Raw genomic sequence first — 26,412 nt, 5'->3', positions numbered from 1 at the left:
ATGAAAGTTGAAATATATTCAGACGGTGCTGCAAGAGGAAATCCGGACGGACCCGGAGGATACGGCACTGTGCTTAGATATGTCGATTCAAAGGGCGAGGTTCATGAAAAAGAACTGAGCGCCGGCTATGATAAGACGACTAACAACCGAATGGAGCTTATGGGCGCAATAGTCGGTCTTGAGTGCCTTAACAGACCGTGCGAAGTTGAGATGTTTTCCGATTCGCAATATGTTATCAAGGCATTTAACGACAAGTGGATAGACGGATGGATAAAAAGAGGCTGGAAGACAGCGGGAAAGCAACCTGTAAAAAATGTAGAGCTCTGGAAAAGACTTCTTGAGGCAACAAAGGGACATGCGATAAAGTGGAACTGGGTCAAGGGGCATGCAGGACATCCTGAGAATGAGAGGTGCGACGAGCTTGCGACAACTGCTGCCGATGACGATCCGTCTACACTACTTCACGATGACGGCGGTGACCTTCGATGATATATTATATTGCCGATTGCCATTTTTTTCATAACGCACTTAATGAGAAGATGGATAAGCGCGGCTTTTCAAGCTGTGAAGAGATGAATGAGTACATGATAAAAAAGTGGAATGACAAGGTTACGCGCGCCGATACCGTTGTTATTCTTGGAGATTTATCTTTTGGCACGGTTGAAGAGACCAATGAACTTATTCACAGGCTGAAAGGAAAGCTCTGTCTTATAACAGGGAATCATGATAAATATGTCAAATCTATAAATTTTGATAAGGACAGATTTGAGTGGATCGATAATTACAGAGTGATCACGGATTCCCAGAAGAAGGTTGTCTGTTGCCATTATCCGATGCCTTTCTATGACGGGCAGTACAGGCTGAAACACAGCGGAGAACCTAAGACTTATATGTTATACGGGCATGTGCATGAAACAAGAGATGAAGTCCTCATGAAGAAGATAATTGAGATGATAGGATCGACGCCTTATGTGCCGATTGCGGCGGAGCATGAGAAGACAATTCCATGTAATATGATAAACTGTTTCTGCATGAGATCCGATTATGAGCCGCTGACGTTGTCAGAGTGGATCAAGTTGTCGGGTAGTCTTGGCGGAATTTAAAGAAAAAGAAAAGGCATATCACCTTAGAGCTTACTAAAGTGATATGCCTGTATTTATGCGTGTAACGCTTTATTATTTGCCGAATACTGCTTCGTAATCTTTTACGAATTTCTCAATTCCCTGATCTGTAAGAGGGTGGTGTGTCATCTGCTCGATTACCTTGTAAGGTACTGTTGCAATGTCTGCTCCTGCAAGTGCGCAGTCGGTAACGTGCATAGGATGACGTACGCTTGCTGCGATAATCTCTGTTTCAATTCCGTGGATATTGAAGATCTCGGCAACTTCAGAGATAAGATCTGTTCCGCGAACGCTGATGTCGTCAAGTCTTCCAAGGAAAGGACTTACGAATGCAGCGCCTGCTCTTGCTGCAAGAAGAGCCTGGTTAGCTGTAAAGATAAGAGTTACATTGACTTTGATTCCTTCAGCTGCAAGTGTGTGGCAAGCTTTGAGACCTTCGACAGTCATAGGGATCTTAACTACCATGTTTTTATGTATTTTAGCGATTTCGCGGCCTTCCTTGATCATTCCTTCAGCATCTGTTGTTGTAGCTTTTACTTCGCCGCTGATAGGGCCGTCAACGATAGATGCGATCTCAGCAACTACCTGTGTGAAATCACGTCCTTCTTTTGCGATAAGAGAAGGGTTTGTTGTAACTCCGCAAATTACGCCCATGTCGTTGGCTTTTCTGATCTCATCGACATTGGCTGTGTCCAAAAAGAATTTCATTTTTGCATATACTCCTTGTCTGTAACCTTATTGATAGTTATGGATAATCCCTAAGGATTTCCAAATAAAAATGATACCACTAGGATAGCACTATATTATTTTTTTTCAATATGAATTTCTTGTACATTTTACTTTGACTTTTTTGTACTATTTGATTGCCTTTAGCGATTGAAAGTGCTAAAGTGAAGAAAGATTATTTACTTTAAGGAGAGAAGGTATGATTATTAAAGTGTTAATGTTACTTGTGTTCTTTTCTGTAATGATCTACATCGGTCTGATGTGCAGGAAGAACTCGACTGACGTAAGCGGTTTTGTACTTGGTGGAAGAGCAGTAGGCCCATGGGTTACAGCCTTTGCTTATGGAACATCCTATTTTTCCGCGGTTATTTTTGTGGGGTATGCGGGACAGTTTGGATGGAAATACGGTATAGCCGCAACTTGGGTTGGAATCGGCAATGCACTCATAGGTTCACTTCTTGCATGGGCTATCCTCGGAAGAAGGACAAGGATCATGAGTCAACATCTTGATTCAGCCACGATGCCGCAGTTCTTTGCTGCAAGATTTGGAGGAAGATCTCTTAAGATAGCAGCCTCCGTTATCACATTTATTTTCCTTATTCCTTATACAGCTTCATTGTATAACGGACTCTCAAGACTATTTGGTATGGCTTTTAACATCGATTATTCAATCTGCGTTATTGTTATGGCCGTACTTACAGGTATTTACGTAATCGCGGGCGGTTACATGGCAACTGCGATAAATGACTTTATTCAGGGAATAATCATGCTTATCGGTATCTGCGCGGTTGTTCTTTCTGTTCTTAATTCGCAGGGCGGTTTCCTTGCAGCTCTTGACGGACTTGCAAGAATCTCAGATGAGAGCGTATCGACAACACCGGGCGTGTTCGCTTCATTCTTTGGACCTGATCCGCTTAATCTTCTCGGAGTTGTTATCCTTACATCGCTCGGAACATGGGGGCTTCCTCAGATGGTTCAGAAGTTTTATGCGATAAAGAGTGAGAAGTCAATCTCAAAAGGTACCATTGTTTCTACATTCTTTGCGTTTATTGTTGCCGGCGGATGTTACTTCCTCGGCGGTTTCGGAAGAATCTTTTCCGATAAGATAGATATTGCGGCGGATGGCTTTGACAGTATCGTTCCTACGATGCTTTCGGGACTTCCGGATTTCCTTATTGCTGTGGTTGTTGTTCTTGTTCTTTCAGCTTCAATGTCCACACTTTCATCACTTGTTCTTACAAGTAGTTCGACTCTTACGCTTGACCTCTTGAAGGGCCATGTTATCAAGAATATGGATGAAAAGAAGCAGCTTCTTATCATGAGAATTCTTATCGTCGTATTTGTCGGCATCTCTGTTGTTATTGCGATTGTTCAGTACAAGCAGAACGTGACATTTATCGCGCAGCTCATGGGTGTTTCGTGGGGAGCGCTTGCGGGAGCATTCCTTGCGCCTTTCTTTTACGGATTGTATTTTAAGTTCATTACAAAAGCTGCTGTATGGGTGAATTTCATATTTTCTACAGTAGTTATGCTTGCAAATATGCTCATAAGACCCAAGTTCCCTCAGCTTCTTCAGTCACCTATAAATGCAGGTGCGTTCTGCATGATCGCGGGACTTATCATTGTGCCTGTAATATCTCTTTTCACAAAGAAGCCTCCGAAGGAACTTGTGGACGGTGCGTTTGCATGCTACAACAAAGAAGTTCTCGTTCATCAGAGCACTTCACTTTCAGATGATTCCGAATAAGTGGTAAAATAATGTGAAAAAAGATTATTTTATGAGGTGAACATGGCAGAACATATTTTAAAGAATAGTTTTATTGCGATAAAAGTATCGAATCACGGAGCAGAGCTTAAGTCACTCGTTAAGGCAGATTCGGGAAAAGAATTCATGTGGCAGGCGGATGCCAAGTACTGGGGGAGGACTGCACCTGTTCTTTTTCCTATTGTAGGTTCTGTATGGAACGGCGAGTATAAAGTTAACGGCGTTTCTTATAAGCTTTCACAGCACGGATTTGCAAGGGATAATGATTTTTCTCTTGTAAAAAAAGCTGATGACGAGCTTGTGTTTGAGCTTACCCAAAATGAAGATACGCTTAAAAAATATCCTTTTAAGTTTTCTTTGAAGATTGGCTATAAGCTTGTTGGAAGCAAGGTTACAGTATCTTATACGGTTTCCAATCCGGATGACAAAGAGATGTATTTTTCAATCGGTGCGCATCCTGCATTTAACTGCGATCTTAATAAGGATGAGCTCTTGTTTGAAAAAGACGGCGCTGCAGTTTCCGGTTCTCTTAAGTCAAATGTGATTGATATGTCCTGCGGATGCCTTTCCGATAAGCAGATTGACGTTGAGACAGCGGAAGGAATAGTTAAACTTACTCCAGGACTCTTTGACGGGGATGCGCTTATATTCGAAGACAGACAGGCTGATGCGGTTACACTTGTAAGTGCGGCAGATGGAGATAAGCTTCGTGTTACTTGTGATGTTCCGCTGTTTGGAGTATGGTCACCGGTTAAAAAGAATGCACCTTTTGTCTGCGTCGAGCCTTGGAACGGAAGGTGCGACAGAGTAGGCTTTGAAGGTGGCATTGAAGATAGAGAGTACGGCAATAAATTAGCGGCGGGAGAGAGCTTTGATACTTCATTTGAAATTGAGATTCTGGAATGAAGTTACTTGGCGGAACGTTTTATGATAATTGATTTTCATACACATACATTTCCTGATTCAATCGCTGCAAGGGCGGTTGACAGCCTCAGCAAAGAGGCACATATCGTTCCGCATGCTGACGGTACGCTTTCAGGTCTTTTGGATTCAATGGATAAGGGCGGCATAGATATGTCCGTCCTTTTGCCTGTTGCAACGGCTTCTTCTCAGGTAGAGAGCATCAATGATAAGGCTCTTAGAAATAATGAGAAGTACGGGGACAGGTTATGTTCTTTTGGATGTATTCATCCTGAGTATTCACGTTTTAAAGAGGAGCTTAGAAGGCTCAAAAATAACGGCATTAAAGGAATCAAGATTCATCCTGTTTATCAGAATGAGGATATTGATTCCAAGACTTTTCTTGATATCATTTATGCTGCCTGCGAGAATGACCTTATCGTCATTACCCACGCAGGGCTTGATATCGGCTTTCCGGGCGTTGTCAGATGTTCGCCGAAGATGTGCAGAAATGTAATTAACACGATTGGTGAGTTTAAGTTTGTTCTCGCACACATGGGCGGATGGAGGAACTGGGATGAAGTTCCTTTGTATCTTGAGGATACAACGGCTTTTCTGGATACATCTTTTTCCTCCGGGAGAATTCAAGCGCTTTCTGATGGATATTGGGATGATAAGGATACAGGAATGCTTGATGCAGATGGATTTATGAAGCTTGTAAAGGCTTTTGGTAGTGACAGGCTTTTGTTCGGAAGTGATTCACCTTGGTCAGATCAGAAAGAGGCTACCACGTTCATCAAGGGATTACCGATTGATGAGAATGATACTACTAAGATTCTTAGCGGGAACGCATGTAAACTGCTCGGGAGGTGAGATATGATCATAAGAGATGCACAGAATAAAGATATTCCGCAGCTTTTGAAGCTGTTGTCTGAGGTGCTTGAGATTCATGTAAAGATAAAGCCGGATTACTTTGTATCCGGTTATACGAAGTATAGTGAAGCTGAGCTTGAGGCTATCCTTAAAGCTGAGGATGTGAAAGTATATGTTGCGGATGATGGCGGTAAAGTCCTTGGTTATGCGTTTTGTATGCTGCAAGAGACTTTACGCAAGCCTTTTGTAGTGTCTTTTAAATATATGTATATCGACGATCTCTGCGTTGATTCTGCGTGCAGAGGTAAAGGCATTGGCAAGAAGCTTTTTGCGCATGTCTGCAAGGAAGCAAAGGCACTTGGCTGCAGGGATATTACGTTGAATGTTTGGGAAGGTAATGACAGTGCCAGAGCTTTCTATGAGAGCCTTGGCATGAAGGTGCAGAAGACAACAATGGAAATTACACTTTGACTTTTGACCAGAATTGATCCTATTCAAAAGAGAAACGGAATAAAGCTAGGAGAAGTTTTCTTTGCACATCTTTATGATCACTATATTCTAAAGTATTACAACTATTTTCCTAAGCCATAGGAAGAGGAGGGCCAAGACCATGAAGTTTGATTCTGAGTTTGGAAAAGACCTCCTTAAGAAATTAGGAGTTGAAGGCAACTTCGAAGGAATCGGTCATTGTGCACTTGGCTATGCTGCTGAGCCTGCTAAGGATGCTGCTCCCAGAAAAGAAAACTATGTTTACTACGTAGAATAATAGAATAAAAAACCGGATGCTTCCTGTCAAATATAGGAAAGCATCCGGTTTTTGTTTATTAAAGTGAGAATTTGGAAACGAACTCCTGCAGGTCTTGTGCATTGCTGGCAAGTTTATCGGAAGCTTCTGCAACTTCATGCGAGGAAGCGGTTTGTTCCTGTGAAGCGGCGGAAACGTTCTGGGTTTCATCTGCAACGCTGGCGCTCATATCCTCTATCTTGCTGATGTTACTTGCAATGGTGTCGGTGCCTTCAGAAAGCTGGTTGACAATTTCACTCATTCTTTCTGATTGCTCGGAGATTGAGTATACCATATCTACGATACTGTTGAAGGTATTTCCTGCGTCGTTGACGGTTTCTGTTCCGGATACAACGTCCTGAGCACCCTGACGCATTGAAGAAACAGCTTCGTCGGAGTTGTGCATTATTTCATCAATCAGTTCCGTGATCTTTGAAGCAGCTTCATTGGACTGGTCGGCAAGCTTGCTGATCTCGCTGGCAACAACCGCGAAACCTTTACCCATTTCTCCGGCTCTTGCAGCTTCTATGCTGGCATTGAGGGAAAGAAGATTGGTCTGGCTTGCTATTTCTGCTATGGTATCAACAAAAGTGTCGATATTCTTGAGCTGATCGCCTAAGGCTTCTACTACAGAGGCAGTGCTTTCCACGGAATTTTTGATTGAACTCATCATATTTGTAGCATTGGTCATGTCAGAAGCACCCTTGGTAGCAGCTTCATTAGTGGTTTTTATCATTTCAGTGGTCTTGTTGATCGCATCCTGGAATTCCTGCATGTTATTTACAAATGCCTGTGTTTCGTTACTTGCTTCCGCTACAGAGGTTATCTGTCCGGAACATGATTCGGCAACTGAAGTGCAGGAGGTAGCAACCATTTCACTGGCTTTCGCGGATTGCGAAGCGCTTGATGAAAGCTCTTCAGATGCTGATGCTACGTAAGATGTTGTGTCAGAGATTTTTAGCATAAGTTCTCTTATGTTGTTGTGCATAAGGTCAAGTGCCTTTGCAATCTGTCCGATTTCATTGTTCTCTCTGGCAGGAAGCGCTCGGACGCTATTCATTTCTTTATTATCAGAAAAATCATTATTGGACATTCTGACCATCTGGCTTGTAGCAAGTTTAATGGGAGTAGTAATTCTTTTTCCCATATAAGCAGCGATGGCAATTCCGATGAGCAAAAGAATTATCATGGTAATAATGCTGTTTCTGATGGTGGCTGCAAGTGCTTTGCCGGATTCCGCTGTATATTCGCTCTTAAGCGTATCGATATAATCAACCCATACGCCGGTGCCCATAACCCAGTCAAAAGGCTCGAAATATGCTGTATAGTTGATCTTGGGAAGAGGCTCGGTTTCATTGGGCTTAGCAAACATAAGATTTGTGTAACCGCCTCCGGACTGCATACCATTTTTTATCATTTCCTGGATAAAGTACGTGCCGTTAGGGTCAACGCTGTCCCATCTTGACTGTCCTTCAGTATCTCGGCCTAAAAGAACCACGTTAATGCCTTCAGAAGTATCAACCCAAAAGTAGCCTGATCCATCATTATACTTTAGCTCTCTGATGATATTGGCAGCTTCTAATTTAGCTTCTTCCAGAGACATTGTACCGGCTTGAGATCTGTCATACATAACCTGACAAATGCTCATGGCTTCCTGTGTTTCATTTTTTAGCTCAGACATAATATCTTCCCTAAGCCTGTTCTCGTAGGCCTGTGCCTGGGAAGCATTGGTCTTGATGGTGCTGTACATATTAAAACCGGCGATGGAAAAAGCAGTGATCACTACTGCAAGGATGATAGATCCGACGATAGGTAACATCAAAGAACCGCTTTTTTTCTCCATAAGAACGTCCTTTCTTTTGAATAATGTTATCGCAATATCGTTATCTCTTATTAGACTATATCACCAATGTGATAACCGGTAAATGTAAATTTGTTAATAATTCATAAAATAATCGCAATAATGATGGAGACTGGCTATTACATGATAAAATATATTATGGAAAACAGTTTCTTTGTTGTCTTATACAGAAGGTGGCTCTCTTGAAAAAATACAGGTATAGTGATGAAGAACTAAATCTATTGGAAAGTAGCCCGATTCCCTTTGCAATTTACCAGTGTATTGATGGGAAAGTGGTTACAATAGTCATGTCTGAAGGTTTTTTGGAGCTTTCAGGATATGAGGATGTGGAGAAAAAAGAAATCTATAATCTTGTAAATGATGACATATATCGTAATGTACATCCTGATGATCTGTCTTCTATAGTTGAGGCTGTAAATTGCTTTTTGGCAGAGGGCGGCGTATTTGATGTGATCTACAGGCAAAAAAAGGATGGAGAATACAGAGTAGTCCATTCATATGGCAGGCACATTTACAAAGAAGACGGCACAAGACTTGCTTTTGTCTGGTACACGGATCAGGGAGCTTTTGTTGGAGAAAGTATAAATGAAAATGAGGATATTTCAGCAGAATATGCGAGACTTCAGCAGGAGAATGAGCGTCTTAGGAAAGAGGCTGATGCAAGCCGAAAGATAATGAGCCTTAAGAAATCGCTTTCAGATCTTTTGACCAATATGCCGGCCATGACATTTTCAAAAGATGTAGACACAGGGAAATATCTTGCTTGTAATCAAGCCTTTGCCGAGTATGCAAATAAAGAAACTCCGGAAGGTGTTGTAGGGCTGACTGATTTAGAGATTTTTGACGAAGAGACTGCTATTCATTTTATAGAGGATGATAAGAAAGCTCTTGCGATGGATGGACCGTATATTTTCTATGAGGACGTGCCTGATGCGGCCGGCAATCCGAGACAGTTTCAGACAACAAAGCTTAAATTTACAGATGATACAGGAAGGGAATGCTTGTTAGGTCTGTGTCAGGATGTGACTGATGCTATGCGCATTAAACATGAATATACGGAGAAGCTTGCGCTTGTGCAGAATATGGCTGAGATTGATTCGCTTACAGGCATCAAGAACAAGAATGCATATAAGGTAAGAGAGAGTATCATGAATCAGAGAATTCAGGAGCAGCGTCAGCCTGAGTTCGCTATTGTGGTTTTGGATGTAAATGATCTTAAGAAAATTAATGATACTGAAGGGCATGAAGCCGGTGATAAGTATATATGTGATGCGTGTGACATAATCTGCAATATTTTTAAGCGCAGCCCTGTTTACAGAATAGGCGGCGATGAATTTGTGGTTATTTCGCAGGATGAGGACTATGCTCGCAGTGAGGAACTTGTAGATGTAATTGCACGGCATAACAAGGATGCTCTTATAAACGGCGGAGTAGTCGTTGCCTGTGGTATGGCAAAATATGACCAACAAGATTGTGTGGCTGCAGTATTTGAAATTGCAGACAAAAGAATGTATGAAAACAAGAAGAGCTTGAAGATGCGTAGGTCATAGAGGGATAAAAAGTTATATGCTGTAAATTAGCAGTGTTTATTTACGGGTGAATTAACTTGTGATTTTTCTGGAAGAGTTTTATACTAAAAGTTAGAGTTATATATATTGTAGTAGATAGGAGGTTATTTAACATGCCAGCTATTATGCCTATTTCCGATCTTAGAAATTATACAGATGTACTTAAAGAAGTTGATTCAAGTAGTAGAGTATACCTTACCAGAAATGGTAGAGGTGCTTATGCAATAATGACTGTGGAGGAAGCAGATGAACTTGATCGCTTAAGGACTCTTCATAATGTATTAGGTGATCTTAAGAAGGCTGAAATGCGTTCGAATCGAGAAGGTTGGGTTAGTGATGAAGAAATGCAGAAAGTGATGGGACTTGACGATTGAAGGCATTACGTTATTCTCAGGATTATAAAGAAAAGATTATAGAAATGCGGAAGTACATTGACTCGTATTTTGGAGAAGCAAAAAGGAAAGAAGTATTCGCAAAAATAAATGGCAGAATCCATGAAGTCAAGGAAAATGAAAATATAGGAATATCTGTCAAAAATATGTTTGGAATCGATACTGATTACTATTTTATTTATGTTGCAAAGAATTATATTTTCTACAGGATTGATGATAATCAGATATATATTGTGAATATTTATGATGAACGTGAAGATTATATGTGGAAATTGTTTGGAATAAAAACGACTTCTCAAGAAACAGAAGAATATTGGGGCGAATAATTAGTGTCACATTTTGGCGTGATAGGATATGGAATGGATATCTTAATCACGCTATTTATACATATATAGGGAATTTTTGATGGATTATAAGCAGAATATTCATACCATTAGGCGATACTTATGGACAAACCAAATTTCAAAGATTTAAAGAAGTTAATAAACGCAATTGATGATGCAAATGCGGCATTTAAAAATATCTATAATGACCGGACGCTGCAGGAAAGTAATATTAAGCAGATTTGCAATAAGATCGCAGGAATTGAGGCTCGGAAGGAACTTTTTAACATTCCTGTGGATGAGCTAAAAAAAGCAAGAGCAGGCATCCGGGTTCAGGCACTAGTGGATGCAGGTTATACGAGCCTGGGGCAGCTGGCAAAGGCTACTGACTATGAAATACAGTCTCTTGACGGCATAGGAGAAAAGCAGACAGAGGCTATAAGAAATGTCGTTACTGAATTTGCCAATAGTTTGGCGTCAAGAGTGACAATCCGTCTTGATCCGGATGATAAGTCTGAAAATGCAGACGACAATGCTGAGCTTATTACAGAACTTGCTAATTATCTTAATAGCGAAAAAGTAAGAAGAGATGTTTCGGAAGGTTCATCAAATCTTGATGATTATGCTCAGAGGATAAAGAACAGCGGGATGATAAGAAACGGGTTCCACTGGATCTTTTCCTCAGGTGTTTCTAAGCAGAATACCGTGACTATGGCTGAAGACATATATGAGTTTGTGAGTAGCTCTTTCTTTGATAATATGCTTCATGCCATTAATCAGTATCAGGAAGCATCTCATACAACTAAGGTTGCGGCCATGGAGGCTTTTAACAGGAATAGCGCTGAATTCTATGTGCTGCTGGAGAGCCTTGGCAATATGACCGGCAACAAGCCTTTTGTATATGACAGTATTCCGGCGCAGCTTGCAGAAGAGATAAATGAAACAGCTCTTAATTTGGATGGATTTAGTGGATCGCTTAGGGCTTATCAGATATTTGGAGCAAAATATATTTTACATCAGAAGAAGGTTCTTCTTGGCGATGAGATGGGACTTGGAAAGACAATCCAGGCCATTGCTGCAATGGCTCATATACAGGTGACGCAGCAAAAGAAATGTTATTTTCTGATCGTTTGTCCTGCCAGCGTGCTTATAAACTGGGCAAGGGAACTAAAGAAATTTAGCAGGATAGAGGCTTTTATCATACATGGTCAGACACTTGAAGATTCTTTTGAAAGATGGAAGGATAATGGCGGTGCTGCAATAACCAACTACGAGTCCATGGGAAAGATTGTAGATTGCATAGATAATCACATGTCTCTTTCTATGTTGGTTATAGATGAAGCGCATTACATGAAGAATCCGGATGCCAAAAGAACTATGTACATCAGAAGGCTTGATAACGAGTCGGAGAGAATTCTTTTGATGACAGGAACGCCGCTTGAAAACAGCGTTGACGAGATGTGCAACCTGATTGATTTTGTTCGGCCCGATATGACAGAACAGGTAAAGGCACTGGCAAATATCAGTCACTTGCCGCAGTTTAAAGAAAGCTTGGCACCGGTATATATCAGAAGAACAAGGCAGCAGGTTCTCAAGGAACTTCCGGAAATCGCACAGGAACAGGAGTGGTGCAGCCTTACAGATGCAGATAAAGACACCTATAAAGATGCGATTGTAAGTGGAAGATTCTCCGATATGAGAAGGGTTTCTTTTCTTCAGGATGACATGACTACATCATCAAAGTGCATGCGACTTCTGGAACTTCTTGATCAGGCAGAAAGTGAAGGAAGAAAGGTTATCATATATTCTTTCTTTAGAGAAACAATATCTAAAGTCAGTGATCTTCTTGGAAGAAGATGCATAGGTGTGATCAGCGGAGACACTAAGATGAGTACAAGGCAGTTTCTTGTGGATAAGCTGGGCGAGGCTCCCGGAGGAAGCGCTCTTGTTAGCCAGATAATTGCAGGGGGCGTCGGATTAAATATTCAGGCTGCCAGTATAGTGGTGTTTTGCGAACCACAGATCAAACCGTCTTTGGAAAGCCAGGCCCTTTCAAGAGTATACAGAATGGGACAGGTCAGAAACGTGCTTGTATACAGGCTGTTATGCCCTGATACTATAGATGATGAGATGATGCTGATCCTTGATGAGAAACAGATAGAATTTGATAACTATGCTGATGAGTCCGTAGTTGCAGGCGCTTTCGATAACATAATGGACAAGGAATGGATTACTAAAGCAATTGAAAAAGAAAGACAAAAATATTTACCCGCTAGTTTTTCAAATTTCATATGATTCTATTTTCTTCCTAAATAAAACGTTGCTGCACAACAACTATTTGTTGATGGTTATCAAAAAGCCCGTATTTTAAAATATTTCTATGGCAAATTTTTTTAAATGATGGTTATCGGCATATGGCAGAACTAAAAAAATATGCCGGATAATAAGGAGGTTTCAATGAAATACAAAGGGCTTTTTGAGCCGATCAAAATCGGCAAACTGGAAATCAAAAACCGCTATGCCATGGCTCCCATGGGACCGCTTGGTCTCGGAGACTGCGAAGGCGGATGGAATGACAGAGGTATCGACTACTACACCAGACGTGCTCAGGGTGGTATCGGTCTTATTATTACGGGTGTAACTTTTTCGGATACAGAGGTGGAAAAACCTTCTTTCCCCAACACACCCAATTCAACATACAATCCGGTTCAGTTCGTAAGAACCAGCCGTGAGATGACAGAGCGTGTTCATGCTTACGGATCAAAGATCTTTTTACAGATGAGCGGTGGATTCGGACGAGTTACAATTCCTACAAACTTAGGTGAATTTCCGCCTGTATCTGCATCACCAATTCCTCACAGATGGCTTGATAAAACTTGCCGTCCACTTACAGTTGAAGAGATTCACGGAATCGTAGAGAGTTTCGGAAAAGGCGCATATAACGCTAAGCGTGCAGGATTTGACGGCGTTGAGATCCACGCTGTTCACGAAGGATATCTTATCGATCAGTTCGCTATCTCATTCTTCAACCAGCGTACAGATGAATATGGCGGATCACTTGAAAACAGACTTAGATTTGCAAAAGAAATCCGTGAAGAGATCGCTAAGACTTGCGGATGGGATTTCCCTGTTGCATTAAGATTCTCATTAAAGAGCATGGTTAAGGATTTCCGTGAAGGCGCACTTCCCGGAGAAGAATTCGAGGAGAAGGGACGTGATATCGAGGAAGGTATCGAGGCCGCAAAGCTTCTCGAGAAATATGGCTATGATGCTCTTGATGTTGATGCCGGAACATATGATGCATGGTGGTGGAATCATCCCCCGATGTATATGGAGAAGGCTCCTTACAAAGAGTTTGCAAGAATTACAAAAGAAAATGTAAATATCCCTGTTATCATGGCCGGTCGTGTCGATAACCCGGATACAGCTCTTGAGTGCCTGGAAAGCAATATTTGCGACATGATCTCTCTCGGACGCCCGACTCTTGCCGATCCTGATATTGTAAATAAGATTCGCAGAAATAATTTAAGCCAGATCCGTCCTTGCATCAGCTGCCAGGAAGGCTGTATGGGTCGTATTCAGAGCTATTCGCTTATAAACTGTGCCGTTAACCCTCAGGCAGGTAAAGAGAGATTAAACAGGTACAATCCTATTGTCAAAAAGAAGAAGGTTCTTGTAGTAGGCGGTGGTGTTGCCGGACTTGAGGCTGCACGCGTACTTGCAGAGAGAGGTCACGAACCTGTTCTTTATGAGGCAACAGAGAGACTTGGCGGAAATCTTATCCCGGGAGGCGCACCTTCATTTAAGGAAGACGATATAGCTCTTGCAAAGTGGTATGAAGATGAAATGACACGTCTCGGAGTAGAGGTTCATCTTAATACCAAGGCTACCGAAAAAGAGATTCTCGACGAGCAGTTCGATGCTGTTATCCTTGCAACAGGTTCACGTCCGAAGATGTTCTCGCTTGGAGATGACGAGAAGGTATATTCTGCAGAGCAGGTACTTCTTGGCCGGAAGGAAACAGGTGATAACGTAGCTGTAGTTGGTGGAGGACTTGTCGGATGTGAGCTCGCACTTGACCTTGCCATGAAGGGTAAGAAGGTTACTATTGTTGAAGCTCTTGATAAGATTCTGGCAGTTAACGGACCTCTATGCTCAGCAAATAAGGAAATGCTTGAGAAGCTTATTCCTTTCAACGGAATTGAAGTTGTAACAGGAGCGAAGGTTACAGAGTATAAGAACGGCGTTCTTAAGGCTGAAGTTGCAGACAGCACTAAGGAACTTGCCGCAGACAGCGTTGTTTTATGCGTTGGATATTCGAGCGAAAATACTCTTTATAACCGGTACAAGAACGATGTGGATGAGATCTATCTTCTAGGAGATGCAAGACAGGTATCCAACATTATGTACGGTATCTGGGATGCATTTGAAGTAGCAAATCATATCTGATAAAAGAAAATCAAAAACACAAATAAAAACGACGAATGACTCATTATCTAAGTCATTCGTCGTTTGTTTGTTTGATAGGAAAATCCTATCAAACAAAAAACGCTCCGCTATGGATGCGACCGATGCGCAGATGAATTATGCAAGCTTAAGCTTGCGCGCATCGGCGCGCAAAGAGTCGCGAGCGACTCTTTGTTCTGTAGAGCATGTAACAAGCTTAGTGAAGCTTATCTGAACACTGCTCCAAAAACCTCTTCGCCAGTTCCGCATCAGGTGAGTTTTCCAGATAAATCCCATACACATCCCAAGTATAGGTATCAGTTATAGGAATCGCTTTAACGTCGGTATCATCTTTGAAAAACCTTGGAGCAATGCCGATTCCGATCCCATTTTTTACAAGACGGTAAATAGAATCCCCTTCGCCAACCTTTGCAACAATCTCGGGATTGAAATCATTCATGTGGCAGGCGTTTATGAAATCGTGATAAATGTGGTATTTCTCGTTCATGGAGATAAGAGGTTCATCTTTGATCTCCGTAATACTGATCTGCTGTTTGCCTCTGAGTCTGTGGTCTTTGTGGACATACAGGACGATATCTACAGATTTGATGAGTTCTGACAAAAGCCCCGGAACCTGCGGCTTTCCTACAACGAGACCGCAGTTTATCTCATCGTTCAGCACACGCTTCAGGACAGTTTTGTTTTCCTGTTCATCCCAGCTTGCAACAATTTCCGGATTCGATTTCATAAAAGAATGCACCGAAGGAATATCTACAGCTCGCAGTGTCCCGGCCGCAAATCCAATCCTGAAGCGCTTCTCCCTGTCATTCACAGCTCTTATCTCCGAGAACATTTCATTCATGCTTTTAATTATAGTCTTGGATTTTTCATAAAAAATCTTTCCGCTCTCCGTAGGTACAAAGCCGTCTTTAGTCCTTGAAAAAAGTTGAGTGCCGCATTCCTCTTCAAGGTTCTTTATGATCTTACTTAGGCCTTGCGGTGACAGAAAAAGTTTATTTGCAGCTACCTGCAGGTTACGCTCTTCATATATGATTTGAAAACATTTTAGATTTCTCGTGTTCATAAAAAAATAATAGCAAGGTGGGAAAAATATGCAATAGTCGCATCGGCGGAGAGTTTATTTTTATGTGATATACTTTAGTGAAAAGACACTTTTTTTCATTGAGGGATTAAGGAGATAAAAAATGGATGCCATTAAAAAATTTGTAAAAAGCGAACTTAGCGGATGGAAGCCGTTTGATGTTATTTGGCTTGTTTTTGCGACTGCGGTAATCCTGGGATTGTCAATTTACTGGAAGGATTCTCCGGTCAGCCTCTGGGCCGCTGTCACAGGCGTTTGTTGTGTTATTCTGACAGGAAAAGGAAAAAGGTCTTCTTTTATCTTTGGACTTGTAAATACGATTTTGTACGCGACTGTTGCTTTGTGGGCAAAATACTACGGGGAAGTAATGCTGAATCTTATTTATTACCTCCCGATGAATTTTGTGGGCTTAATTGCATGGAAAAAGTATATGAATGATGAGACGGGCGAAGTCATCAAGGAGCGCCTGAGCTTATCAAAGAGTATTGTTGTCTATGCGATAACTGCGGTATCAATCGTGATATATGGTTCTATATTGAAAAGAATGGGTGGAAACTTGCCGTATGTTGACAGCATGAGCACGGTTGTTTCGGTTGTTGCACAGGTTCTTTCCATTAAACGATTAACGGAACAGTGGGTCCTGTGGATCGTCGTTGATATTGTTACCGTGTTTATGTGGGCAGTGGATTTTATGAAGGGAGGAGAATCTATTTCTACTCTTGCCATGTGGAGCATATATCTTATAAACGCTTTTATCATGTTTATTCGCTGGTATAAGGAGGCCAAAAAGAATGCAGTATAACGTTGGTATGTACGGTGGCAGCTTTAATCCGCTTCATTTGGGGCATGTGGATTGCATTATACAGGCTGCAAACATGTGCCGTGAATTATATATAGTTCTGAGCGTAGGAAATAACAGAGGCGAAATAAATTACAGAGTACGCTACAGATGGCTTTATCAGCTCACAAAACATATCGGAAATGTAAAGATAATAACTTTGTTTGATGATGCTGCCACAAAAGCTGATTATACAGAAGAGTACTGGGACAGCGATGCAAAGAAGGTTAAGGAGCAGATCGGAAAGCCGATAGATATCGTTTTTTGCGGAGACGATTATGATGAAAACAGCTTCTGGAACAAGTGCTATCCGGAAAGTGAGATCTATTTTTTCCCGCGGAATGATATAAGCTCTACAGAGATTAGGAAGAATCCGTATAAGCGATGGGATTGGATCCCGAATGTTGCAAAGCCTTATTTTGTAAAAAAAGTTCTCCTCATGGGCGGGGAGAGCACCGGAAAATCAACGCTTACCATTAACCTGGCAAACAGATTCAATACAAACTATATTGATGAAGCCGGAAGAGAAATCTCAGAGCGAAGCGGAACCGACATGTTAATGCTCTCGGAGGATTTCACGGAGATCTTATTGCAGCACAAGTTGAATGAGATCAACGCCATAAATAACAGCAATAAAGTTTTGTTTATAGATACGGACACCCTGGTAACACAGTTTTATATGAGTTTTCTGAACGATCCGGAAATAGACAGGAACAAAGCACTTTCAGATGCGATAGATGCTGTCAATGAATATGATCTTATCCTGTTCCTGGAGCCGGATGTTGCTTTCGTTCAAGACGGTGATCGAAGCGAAGTCATCCGCGATGACAGGGAGACCTACAGCAATAAGATAAAAGACCTGATCACATCTCACGGCAAGAATTTTATAGTTATAAATGGAACGTACCAAGAGCGCTATATTAAAGCCGTTGAAGCAGTAGAAAGATTGCTTTCGGATTAATGTGAAATCATACAAAAGGAGAGAGTTTATGGAATTTACAACAGATATTTTCAGTCAGTTTGATAAGAAGTGGGCACTTCTTACAGCGGGGGAAAAGGACAATTTTAACACAATGACGATTAGTTGGGGCGGTCTTGGAACATTATGGAATAAGCCGGTTGCTACAGTTTATGTAAGGACACCCCGTTACACTCATGATTTCATGGATAATAACGAATATTTCACGATCAGCTTCTACCCTGAGAAGTATAAGGATACACTTGTAGTACTTGGAACAAAATCAGGAAAAGAAATCGATAAGATGCATTCGTCGGGGCTGACTGCCAAAGAAGTTAATGGCTCAATGACTTTTGAGGAGGCAGAGGTAACTCTGGTCTGCAAAAAGCTCTTTTGCCAGAGACTTGATCCAAAGAACATGCATCAGGACATTTCAAAGCGCTTCTATGACGGGGATGCGGAGCATGATATGTACATTGGGGAAGTTGTGGATGTTTTGAGATAACCGCGTACAGTGGTTGAGGTTTATTATGATTTTACTTTTATCCATACCAATATTTCTTACAATATGGGAAATAGCTTTATTTATACGTGAGCTAAAAAAGAATCCATTCGATGAAAGTTGGGCTATTGATGCACTGGTGTTCATTTTCGGAGCTATATATGCTCGCCTATATGGGGTGTATAAATGGATTACATGGGAAGACTGGAATGTACAGCTTGTAAATGCAGAAAGACATGCGCCAATCTATACAGATTCGCTTTTCACGGTTGTAGTTATCTTTATAATCGCTTTTGCAGGATACGTTCTGCTTCAGCGTAAAGAGCTGACAAAAATGCCACCGTTAGTAGTTGTGCTTTCGATTTCTGCTATGTATCTGGGAATGATCCAGTTAATTGTTTATACGATACAGATAGTCGGAGCTAAAATAGATAACGATCCTCTGGATTATTCTGTTATTGTTTTGCCTGTATGTTGCGGCATCATCACTGCAAGAACCATACTGAGAAAAATCCATGAGTGGAAAGAACAGAATACAACAAATGACAAGATACTGGAAAACAAAATATTACGTGTCGCTGACAAAATATTGAGAAAGGCAGATCTATGGCCTGTACTGGCATTTTTATTAATGTTCCCCCTTCTTGGAATACTTATTATGATTCTCATTTTGTTTGGACAAGCGCCGGATTCTATCATAAAAGCCTGGACAGAAACAAGTGAATGGGCATTATCAACAAAGCAGAGCCCGCCCAACCTGCATGTTGACGAGCATTATCTATGTACAGTTGCCGCAGGAGGACATAGAAAAATAGTTAAGCCAATCCGAAAAGGAATACGGCATGGACACGAAGTTATCGTAAATAGACAGCTCTGCATTGCCAACGCCTTCGAGGAAGTCCTGCAAGAAAAAACGCCCCGTGCGCATAGGCTGATACGTGGTTTCTATGACAAATACGGCTTCCCTGTCGCCAAACTTATCAGACATAAGTGGTCAGCGGATATTGTCTACTTTTTAATGAAACCACTGGAATGGATATTCCTTATCGTCCTGTATTCAACCGATGTCCACCCTGAGAACAGAATTGCCGTTCAATATACGGGTTACAAAAAATAAATTATAATTATAATTCTCAGACATCATTCCTATTTGGGAGTGGTGTCTGATTTTTTACGTACATTAAATCTGGGAAATTGATTTGTACCCGTAGAAATAAGTGAATGTAGGAACGGCTTTACGGGCATGGAATCCAGAAATCGATTTGTACCCGTAGAAATAAACGAATATGATAAAGATTTTACGGGTATAAAGTTTGCAATTGAATCTGAGCCACGTAGGGGAGGCCACAGAGGCTATCTGGATTACTAAGCTGTCTTTCTTGGAATTAAAGATACAACTAAGTAAATACATGCTAGTGTTAAAAAAGCAGAACAGAGATGCGCTTCTCTGTTCTGCCAAAATTATGCCAAAGACTTCCAATAGTCATTATCATGCATGTAATCAAAACATTCGTCTTCAACAAATCTTTTTATAAGTTTCGCTTTGAAATTTTCATAGAATTCGTCGCTTACATTTCCTGTTTCAACATGTGAAAAGAAATCCGACTTTGCATAATCAAGGATAGTATCGGTGTTATCAATGAGTTTTTTCATTATCTTCGCGGTTGCATCAACATCTTTTTCATGAGCGGCAAGCTGCAATTTGAATGCATTTTCCTGATAAGGACCGAGGTCAAAGCATTTCGCAAGGTTACAGTTAAGCTCTGAAGTACGCTTCGCAAGTTTCATATCATTTTTTTCCAGACAGAATACGTGCAGAGCATCCACGATCATCCGTAGCCTGCTCAGTTGCTCGAACATCAACGACTCATAAGTCCTATAAGCTTCGGTATCCTTACCTGTTTTGGCGAGAATATTTGCGGTGAAAAGCTTCTTATCGGGATTCTCGTCAGAGAAGTATTTAAGATATTCATGTGCTTTCTCATATTCTTTTTTGCTCATTTTAAGGTGGAAAAGAGATTCTGCCGCAGTCTTTCTTATTTTCGGATCTTTGGCGTTGATTAACTGCGAATACCACAGAGCTATTGTGTCACAATACTTATCCTCATTGAGAATGCTCTTCATTATAAGAGCTGAATTGAGCGTTATCGCTACTTTCCACTTGAGATTTTCACAGTTCGGATATTGCTCGACTTTTTCTTTTGCAAGATTGAACATGTCTTCAAAAGGCGCGTTGCCGTAAATCTTCATACTCAGATCTTTTACAAAAAAACTAATCTCGTCATCCGTCAGTTCATCTTTATACGCAAGGAGTTCATCTGTGGTTATTCTAAGAAGCCTTGCAATCGGGGCAAGCAGGCTTATGTCGGGAAGAGTATTCCCGTTTTCCCATTTGTTGACTGCGGGTGTAGTAACACCGAGACGCGTTGCCATTTCTTCCTGCGTAAATCCAAGTTCTTTTCGATATTTTCTAATAGTATTTCCTATATCCATCTTCGTGCCCTCCAATAATCTATTGTAACCGGTTCTGAGATTATGATATCGGAACGCCGCAGAAAATACTATTGAACAGGTGTTAATTATCGGGAAATTTTTTTAACCGCAGGGAAATAACAGCTATTCAATAACCACCGGTAGCGTGGTATAGCTTTGTCTCATCAGCGCCGGATTGTCTATTTTTCTGATTATCATGTCAGCAGCCTGCAGGCCCATGTCGTAGACGTTGATATCTACGATCGTGGGTTTTGGATTGATTATACAGGTGCCGACGGAGCACGCGTTGATGCCGCAAAGTGCATGTCTCCGAAGACAATACATGAACTTGAGGAGTATATAGGAGTACCTACATTCGGTGAGAATTTTGACATGGATGTTGATTTTGTCAGCAAGTGGGTTGGCGATAACGGAGTGAGCGGAATGCTTGACTTCCCGCTGTTTCAGGCAATCGTAAATGATTTTGCACATGGCCGTAACTTTGATAACACTGATGAGATCTCATTAAAGACTATATTCAATCAGGACGGTATGTATGGTGACCATGTCAATCAGATGGTTACATTTATCGATAACCATGACAGGAACAGATTCCTCACAGAGGCGGGCGGCGATATTTACAAAATGAAGAATGCGACAACATACTGGGGACAGAGTGTATATCTTTCAGGAGACTGCGAAGCACTTGGAAATTGGGATCCTGCTCTTGCAGCCGGACCGGCATCATGCCCCGATTATCCGAAGTGGACATTTTCTGTAAAGCTTCCTATCGGTAAAAATATCGAATTTAAGGCCATAATGAAGGATGAAAGCGGAAATGTGACTTGGGAATCCGGCAACAATCACAGCTACACGGTTCCTTCAGAAGGTGGAAATTATACAATTCACTGGAATTGATGATCTGAGATTTTATTGCTATTATATTCCTGTCTCGTGTATAGAAATATATGCGAGGCAGGAAAGGAAAAAAATGAACATACAGATTTTTGGTACGAAGAAATGCAATGATACTAAGAAGGCGGAACGCTTCTTCAAAGAGCGCGGCATCAAGTATCAGTTTATCGATATGAAAGAAAAGGGTATAAATGACATTGGGACGGTTCTAATGTTATGCCTTTGACTTTTGACTAAATACATAAATTACAACATGGAGGAGACATAATATGAGTTGGGAAGTGCAATTGATGGAGTGGCTACAGGCCAATATTCCGGGACCGCTTATTTTGCTAATTTCGCAGTTTTCTGCTTTTGGAGAGGAGTTTGCGCTTGTTGCGGTCATGGGCTTTGTTTATTGGTGCTATGATAAAGAATTTGGACGAAAAATAGGATTACTTGTATGTTCTTCACTAATTTTATTTCCTATGATAAAAAACATTGTTTTCAGGATTCGTCCCTATATGGAGCATAGCAGCATAAAATGCCTGCGTCCCGTAGAGCCTGATGCGGATCTTATGGATGTGGATGCGCAAGGGTATTCATTTCCAAGCGGACATTCGACCAATGCGGCAACAGTCTATCCCGGAATTGTTATTTTTGGAAAAAATAAGGACAGGCTCAAATTGGTGTTATCAATTATATTGATGCTGTTTGTAGGTTTTTCGAGAGTTGTAGTCGGATGTCATTATCCTACAGACGTGCTCTGCGGATGGACACTTGGTTTAGCTATGGTTTTTGTTATTTCTTTTTTGTATAAAAAGATAAAGAATCAAAATGTCATATTTGCGATAGCTGCAGTAATCGGAACTATCGGAGTCTTTTATTGCAAGACAAGCGATTTTTTTAGTGCATACGGTATACTTTTTGGTCTGTGGCTTTCAATACCTTTTGAGAAGAAATTCGTAAATTTTGAATCTACAAGAAATCCAATGTCAAGCATTTTAAGACTTGTTGGCGGTGCGGTAGTATTTTTTGCACTTGATGAGATTTTAAAAATTCCTTTTGGCAAGGAGTTCCTAAATTCGGGAACTATGGTTGCTCATCTTGTAAGAAGCGGAAGATATATGATCGCTATTTTTGTTTCGCTTGCTGTATATCCAATGTTATTTAAGTTTAGAATTTTCTCGCTTGAGGTGCCTGAACGTGGCGAAGAAGTTGGCGACGGAATTTACTGATTTGTATTTGATTTAAAGTTATATGGGGAAATTGTAACAATAAGGAAAGGGTAATAAAGAAGCTTGTTATGTAGTACAAAAATAAAATAAAAAGGAGACTTGAAATGGAAAGTACTAACAAGAAACGATTTATAACCTTTATTGCCGTTGCGTACGGTGCTGTAGCTCTAATGTGTATCTTTATGTATATCGGCTTAAAAGCCGGAAAAGATCTTTCAGTCTTTCCGCTTGCACATATGCTTTTTCCTGCATGCGGAGTTATAATTGGAACTTTATTGTTTGGAGATAAGGAAAAAAAGGTTCCGAAAGCAGGATTTTTTGTGATGATTATTACCATGGTAGTTTTGTTGGTTATGAGTTTAGCTTCTATATTTACAACGCAGAAAAAGATTCAGACCGTGACAGGAGAGGGTACAAACTGGTCATCATACGCTCAGACTGTGATTGTTATAGCAAGTGTTGTATGTTACGTCCTTTTCTGGGTATGTGGCAAGGAAAAGAGAAAAAATGTCGGACTTAGTAGGAATGCGGTTGGTAAAAGCATACTTTTAGTTGCTGTTTTCATTGTTTTATATTTTGTAAGACTTTTTATTTGGACTGCTTTGAAGCAGGTCTTTGTAAATGATGGAACAAATGCTGTAGGTGAAATGGCAAAAGTGTTATTTTCGCCTCAGAGTGCATATATAGCTTTTTCAATTCTTATTACTTTTCCTTTGTCATTTACATTGTTTTTGGGAGAAGAATATGGATGGAGATATTATTTACAGCCAATTCTGCAAAAAAAGTTTGGGTTACGACGCGGTGTTTTGATTTTGGGGGTTGTATGGGGAATTTGGCATATTGGATTGGATTTTATGTATTATGCGGTTAATTCCGGACCAATGTATTTTGTAAATCAGATTATTAACTGTATTGCCTTGGCTATATTTTTTGGATATGCATACATGAAAACCAAAAACATATGGGTAGTAACATGGATGCATTATATCAATAATAATTTTGCCTTGTTATTTGCTAATGGGGATACAGATTTGTTTCAGAATCAGACAGTTTTGGCTTCGGATTTACCATTCATTATATTGGGAGCAAGCGTACTCATTATCTTTATTTTTGCGCCAATCTATAAGGGGAAAAAAGATATGCTTGAATCTGAGCAGGGAAATGAACAGAATGTAGCATAAAAATAAAAGCTGTGAACTAATGAAATACATCGGTTCACAGCTTTATTTTTTACATCAAATCTGTGCAAGATCTTCCTGAGTAAGCATCTTGAGAGATTTGTTTGCGGCAAGTTTTGCTTCGGCATTCTTGGTATCTGAAACTCTGAATATCATGTAAGCGTGATCCTTGGCGCATCCGCCTGAGAAAGCGTACATGTACTCGATGTTGACTTTGGCTTCGTCAAATACCGAAAGGAGTTTATCAAGTCCGCCCGTCTCATCCGGAATCTCGATGGCAAGAACCGGAGTGAGGCTTGCTACAAAATTATTTTCTTTAAGAGTATTAACAGCTGCGAGAGCATCGTCAACTACAAGTCTTGCAATACCGAAGTCTTTGGTTTCGGCAAGAGAAGTAGCGCGCATGTCAATCTTGTTCGCTGCAAGTACACTTGTCATTTTCTTCAAGGTACCGGGTTTATTCTCAAGAAATACTGAAATCTGCATTACGCTCATAGCTGTATCCCCCTTTGCATCTTATATTTTCATTATACGATTAGATTTTTCTCTTGTCGATTACACGAACAGCTTTTCCTTCGCTTCTTGCGATAGACTTGGGAGCAAGGAGAGAAACCTTAGCCTTGATTCCAAGCATGGACTTAAGGCCTTCAACAAGTTTTTTCTGACGTTCTTCAACTTCACCGACGTTATCCGTGAACATTTCGGGAGTCATTTCAACCTGAACGTCGAGAGTATCTGTGTTGTTTACTCTGTCTACGACAATCTGGTAGTTTGCTGCATAGCCGTTGTTCATAAGAACAGTCTCAATCTGGCTCGGGAATACATTTACGCCGCGGATGATAAGCATGTCATCTGAACGTCCCATAGGCTTAGCCATGCGGACATGAGTTCTTCCGCAAGAGCATTTTTCTCTTGTGAGCTTGCAGATGTCTCTTGTACGATAGCGGATCATCGGGAAAGCTTCTTTATCTACGGCTGTGAATACCAGCTCACCTTGTGAACCTTCGGGAAGAACTTCTTCTGTGTCGGGATCGATGATCTCGGCAATGAAGTGATCCTCATTGATGTGCATTCCGTTCTGAGCAGAACATTCAAATGCAACACCGGGACCTGAGAGCTCTGTAAGTCCGTAGATGTCATATGCTTTGATTCCGAGAGTCTTCTCGATATCTGCACGCATTTCTTCACTCCAGGCTTCTGCACCGAAGATACCGGCTTTAAGCGGAATATCATCGGGGCCGTAGCCCATCTCTTTGAAACGCTCACCGAGGTAAGCGGCATAGCTGGGAGTACAGCAGAGGATAGTGGCACCAAGATCGTTGATGAACATGATCTGTCTGTCTGTATTTCCTGAGCTGATGGGAACAGTTAGAGATCCTACTTTGTGTGAACCGCCGTGAATTCCGGCTCCGCCTGTGAAGAGACCGTAGCCGTATGCAACATGAACGACGTCTTCATTTGTTCCGCCGGCAGCCATGATGGCACGTGCACAGCAATCTTCCCAGAGGTCGATGTCATGCTGCGTGTAGTAGGCAACAACTCTTTTTCCGGTTGTTCCGGATGTGGAGTGGATACGAACACATTCCTTTAACGGTTTTCCGAGAAGTCCGTAAGGATAAGCGTCTCTTAAATCTTTTTTGGATAAAAAAGGAAGTTTATGGAGGTCGTCAACCGACTTGATATCATCAGGTGTAACACCTTTTTCTTCCATTTTTTTGCGGTAGTAAGGAACATTGTCCCATACGTGTTTTACTTGCTTAACTAGTTTTTCTGATTGAATCTTGCGAATTTCCTCATAGGGCGCACACTCAATGTCCTTTTGATAATATCGCTCCATGTATAATTCCTCCGTGTGTTTGTAGATAGGTGATAAAAAAGCTTATGATAGCAATATCACTTCATGTTTTTTCCAAGCTCAAATGCCTTCTTGTTCATTTCAAGGAACTTGGAAGGTACATTTGCTTCAAGTGACTTCATCCATGCTTCTTCGGGAAGATCAAAGTAGTGTGAGAGTCTTCCGAGAAGAACGATGTTAACGGCTTTTGCAGATCCTGCCTGCTCAGCAAGTGAGAGACAGTCGAGAGCATCAACTTTAGCACCTGTTTCTTTTAACTTGGAAACAAGATCTTCGGGATACTCAGCAGCACCTGTAATTACAGGCATGGGATCGATCTGCTGTGTATTCGTAACAATCTGTCCGTCTTTTTTAAGGAAAGGAAGCCATCTTGCAGCTTCGAGAATCTCGAAAGAAACAATGTAATCAGCTTCGCCCTTATCGATAACGGGAGAGTAAACCTTATCACCGTATCTTACGTAAGTAACAACGCTACCGCCTCTCTGAGACATTCCGTGTACTTCTGACACTTTAACGTCGTAGCCCTGTGAAAGGAGGAGGTGTCCCAATAATTTGCTGGCAAGAAGAGAGCCCTGTCCGCCAACTCCGACAATCATAATATTCTTAGTTTCCATTA

General features: G+C 41.2%; 25 protein-coding genes and 2 pseudogenes. 20 read left to right on the top strand and 7 right to left on the bottom strand.

From position 1 onward, the window contains the following. Positions 1 to 489, top strand: a complete 489-nt coding sequence (gene rnhA, locus CD00_RS0104890) for a ribonuclease HI (protein ID WP_026654929.1) — start codon at positions 1 to 3, stop codon at positions 487 to 489. Next, a complete protein-coding gene (locus CD00_RS0104885; protein WP_026654928.1) occupies positions 486 to 1,103 on the top strand; it encodes a metallophosphoesterase family protein in 618 nt (205 codons plus the stop codon). The genes rnhA and CD00_RS0104885 overlap by 4 nt, the downstream gene beginning before the upstream one ends. A 72-nt stretch (positions 1,104 to 1,175) precedes the next feature. Here CD00_RS0104885 and fsa read toward each other — a convergent pair whose 3' ends face one another. Further along, on the bottom strand, positions 1,176 to 1,829 hold the full coding sequence (gene fsa, locus CD00_RS0104880; RefSeq protein WP_026654927.1) for a fructose-6-phosphate aldolase: 654 nt from the start codon (positions 1,827 to 1,829) through the stop codon (positions 1,176 to 1,178). Positions 1,830 to 2,046: 217 nt separating this feature from the next. Here fsa and CD00_RS17270 point away from each other — a divergent pair, with 217 nt between their 5' ends. The 5 genes and pseudogenes from CD00_RS17270 to CD00_RS19750 all read left to right on the top strand — a co-directional run. Beyond that, positions 2,047 to 3,594 carry a sodium:solute symporter family protein gene (locus CD00_RS17270; RefSeq protein WP_034461978.1) on the top strand — a complete coding sequence of 516 codons (1,548 nt, stop codon included), beginning with the start codon at positions 2,047 to 2,049 and terminating at the stop codon, positions 3,592 to 3,594. 42 nt (positions 3,595 to 3,636) lie between these two features. Beyond that, positions 3,637 to 4,518: an aldose 1-epimerase family protein gene (locus CD00_RS0104870; protein WP_026654926.1), complete on the top strand. Its 882-nt coding sequence runs from the start codon at positions 3,637 to 3,639 to the stop codon at positions 4,516 to 4,518. Positions 4,519 to 4,539: 21 nt separating this feature from the next. Further along, on the top strand, positions 4,540 to 5,385 hold the full coding sequence (locus CD00_RS0104865) for an amidohydrolase family protein (protein WP_026654925.1): 846 nt from the start codon (positions 4,540 to 4,542) through the stop codon (positions 5,383 to 5,385). A gap of 3 nt (positions 5,386 to 5,388) precedes the next feature. Then, positions 5,389 to 5,856: a GNAT family N-acetyltransferase gene (locus CD00_RS0104860; protein ID WP_026654924.1), complete on the top strand. Its 468-nt coding sequence runs from the start codon at positions 5,389 to 5,391 to the stop codon at positions 5,854 to 5,856. Positions 5,857 to 5,983: 127 nt separating this feature from the next. Beyond that, positions 5,984 to 6,151: pseudogene (locus CD00_RS19750) on the top strand (diguanylate cyclase); the annotation flags it as partial. A gap of 58 nt (positions 6,152 to 6,209) precedes the next feature. On the opposite strand, the gene CD00_RS0104850 reads toward CD00_RS19750, so the two are convergent. After that, a complete protein-coding gene (locus CD00_RS0104850) occupies positions 6,210 to 8,012 on the bottom strand; it encodes a methyl-accepting chemotaxis protein (RefSeq protein WP_026654923.1) in 1,803 nt (600 codons plus the stop codon). Between the two features lie 200 nt (positions 8,013 to 8,212). On the opposite strand from CD00_RS0104850, the gene CD00_RS19115 reads away from it, so the two are divergent. The 5 genes from CD00_RS19115 to CD00_RS0104825 all read left to right on the top strand — a co-directional run bounded on the left by CD00_RS19115 (position 8,213) and on the right by CD00_RS0104825 (position 14,762). Further along, positions 8,213 to 9,580: a sensor domain-containing diguanylate cyclase gene (locus CD00_RS19115; RefSeq protein ID WP_185750393.1), complete on the top strand. Its 1,368-nt coding sequence runs from the start codon at positions 8,213 to 8,215 to the stop codon at positions 9,578 to 9,580. A 131-nt stretch (positions 9,581 to 9,711) separates the two neighbouring features. After that, positions 9,712 to 9,972 (top strand): prevent-host-death protein, encoded by a 261-nt coding sequence (locus CD00_RS0104840; RefSeq protein WP_026654920.1) that lies wholly within the window; start codon positions 9,712 to 9,714, stop codon positions 9,970 to 9,972. After that, positions 9,969 to 10,316 (top strand): type II toxin-antitoxin system RelE/ParE family toxin, encoded by a 348-nt coding sequence (locus tag CD00_RS17260; RefSeq protein ID WP_034461977.1) that lies wholly within the window; start codon positions 9,969 to 9,971, stop codon positions 10,314 to 10,316. Before CD00_RS0104840 ends, CD00_RS17260 begins: the two co-directional genes overlap by 4 nt. A 120-nt stretch (positions 10,317 to 10,436) precedes the next feature. Continuing rightward, the gene (locus CD00_RS17255) at positions 10,437 to 12,608 is read left to right on the top strand and encodes a DEAD/DEAH box helicase (protein ID WP_051594083.1); all 2,172 of its coding nucleotides are present in this window, start codon (positions 10,437 to 10,439) and stop codon (positions 12,606 to 12,608) included. 162 nt (positions 12,609 to 12,770) lie between these two features. Beyond that, positions 12,771 to 14,762, top strand: coding sequence for an oxidoreductase (locus CD00_RS0104825; protein WP_026654919.1), 1,992 nt, complete (start codon positions 12,771 to 12,773; stop codon positions 14,760 to 14,762). 214 nt (positions 14,763 to 14,976) lie between these two features. Here the strand turns inward: CD00_RS0104825 and CD00_RS0104820 are convergent, their stop codons facing one another. Beyond that, a complete protein-coding gene (locus CD00_RS0104820) occupies positions 14,977 to 15,843 on the bottom strand; it encodes a LysR family transcriptional regulator (protein WP_026513337.1) in 867 nt (288 codons plus the stop codon). Positions 15,844 to 15,964: 121 nt separating this feature from the next. Between CD00_RS0104820 and pnuC the strand changes: the two genes are divergently transcribed. From pnuC to CD00_RS0104800, 4 genes are read left to right on the top strand one after another with little or no spacing between them, the layout of a single operon-like run. Further along, the gene (gene pnuC, locus CD00_RS0104815) at positions 15,965 to 16,663 is read left to right on the top strand and encodes a nicotinamide riboside transporter PnuC (RefSeq protein WP_026654918.1); all 699 of its coding nucleotides are present in this window, start codon (positions 15,965 to 15,967) and stop codon (positions 16,661 to 16,663) included. After that, complete coding sequence (locus CD00_RS0104810) at positions 16,653 to 17,660, top strand: AAA family ATPase (protein WP_034461976.1); 1,008 nt, start codon at positions 16,653 to 16,655, stop codon at positions 17,658 to 17,660. Before pnuC ends, CD00_RS0104810 begins: the two co-directional genes overlap by 11 nt. A gap of 28 nt (positions 17,661 to 17,688) precedes the next feature. Next, positions 17,689 to 18,162 carry a flavin reductase gene (locus CD00_RS0104805; protein ID WP_026654916.1) on the top strand — a complete coding sequence of 158 codons (474 nt, stop codon included), beginning with the start codon at positions 17,689 to 17,691 and terminating at the stop codon, positions 18,160 to 18,162. Between the two features lie 25 nt (positions 18,163 to 18,187). Beyond that, a complete protein-coding gene (locus CD00_RS0104800; protein ID WP_034461975.1) occupies positions 18,188 to 19,276 on the top strand; it encodes a DUF6688 domain-containing protein in 1,089 nt (362 codons plus the stop codon). Between the two features lie 344 nt (positions 19,277 to 19,620). On the opposite strand, the gene CD00_RS0104795 is transcribed toward CD00_RS0104800, so the two are convergent. Continuing rightward, a complete protein-coding gene (locus CD00_RS0104795; RefSeq protein ID WP_026654913.1) occupies positions 19,621 to 20,652 on the bottom strand; it encodes a helix-turn-helix domain-containing protein in 1,032 nt (343 codons plus the stop codon). A gap of 156 nt (positions 20,653 to 20,808) precedes the next feature. Here CD00_RS0104795 and CD00_RS17250 point away from each other — a divergent pair, with 156 nt between their 5' ends. From CD00_RS17250 to CD00_RS0104775, 4 genes and pseudogenes are all read left to right on the top strand, one after another. After that, positions 20,809 to 21,549 (top strand): carbohydrate-binding module family 20 domain-containing protein, encoded by a 741-nt coding sequence (locus CD00_RS17250; protein WP_026654912.1) that lies wholly within the window; start codon positions 20,809 to 20,811, stop codon positions 21,547 to 21,549. 73 nt (positions 21,550 to 21,622) lie between these two features. After that, positions 21,623 to 21,739: pseudogene (locus CD00_RS19745) on the top strand (arsenate reductase family protein); the annotation flags it as partial. A 76-nt stretch (positions 21,740 to 21,815) separates the two neighbouring features. Further along, complete coding sequence (locus CD00_RS0104780; RefSeq protein WP_081811836.1) at positions 21,816 to 22,763, top strand: phosphatase PAP2 family protein; 948 nt, start codon at positions 21,816 to 21,818, stop codon at positions 22,761 to 22,763. Between the two features lie 236 nt (positions 22,764 to 22,999). Further along, the gene (locus tag CD00_RS0104775) at positions 23,000 to 23,944 is read left to right on the top strand and encodes a CPBP family intramembrane glutamic endopeptidase (RefSeq protein WP_207640450.1); all 945 of its coding nucleotides are present in this window, start codon (positions 23,000 to 23,002) and stop codon (positions 23,942 to 23,944) included. Between the two features lie 54 nt (positions 23,945 to 23,998). Here CD00_RS0104775 and CD00_RS0104770 read toward each other — a convergent pair whose 3' ends face one another. Genes CD00_RS0104770 through CD00_RS0104760 form a run of 3 tightly spaced genes read right to left on the bottom strand, consistent with a single transcriptional unit; the run spans position 23,999 to position 26,410 of the window. Further along, positions 23,999 to 24,436 (bottom strand): acetolactate synthase, encoded by a 438-nt coding sequence (locus tag CD00_RS0104770; RefSeq protein WP_026654909.1) that lies wholly within the window; start codon positions 24,434 to 24,436, stop codon positions 23,999 to 24,001. Positions 24,437 to 24,476: 40 nt separating this feature from the next. Then, a complete protein-coding gene (locus tag CD00_RS0104765) occupies positions 24,477 to 25,778 on the bottom strand; it encodes a phenylacetate--CoA ligase family protein (protein ID WP_026654908.1) in 1,302 nt (433 codons plus the stop codon). 56 nt (positions 25,779 to 25,834) lie between these two features. Further along, positions 25,835 to 26,410 carry an indolepyruvate oxidoreductase subunit beta gene (locus CD00_RS0104760; RefSeq protein WP_026654907.1) on the bottom strand — a complete coding sequence of 192 codons (576 nt, stop codon included), beginning with the start codon at positions 26,408 to 26,410 and terminating at the stop codon, positions 25,835 to 25,837. Positions 26,411 to 26,412: the final 2 nt, after the last annotated feature.

Origin of the sequence: Butyrivibrio sp. AE3003 (assembly GCF_000686065.1) — a bacterium.
Classification (GTDB): domain Bacteria; phylum Bacillota; class Clostridia; order Lachnospirales; family Lachnospiraceae; genus Butyrivibrio; species Butyrivibrio hungatei_A.
Note: the sequence above shows the minus strand (reverse complement) of the source record. Positions and strands in the feature narration are given on the sequence as shown.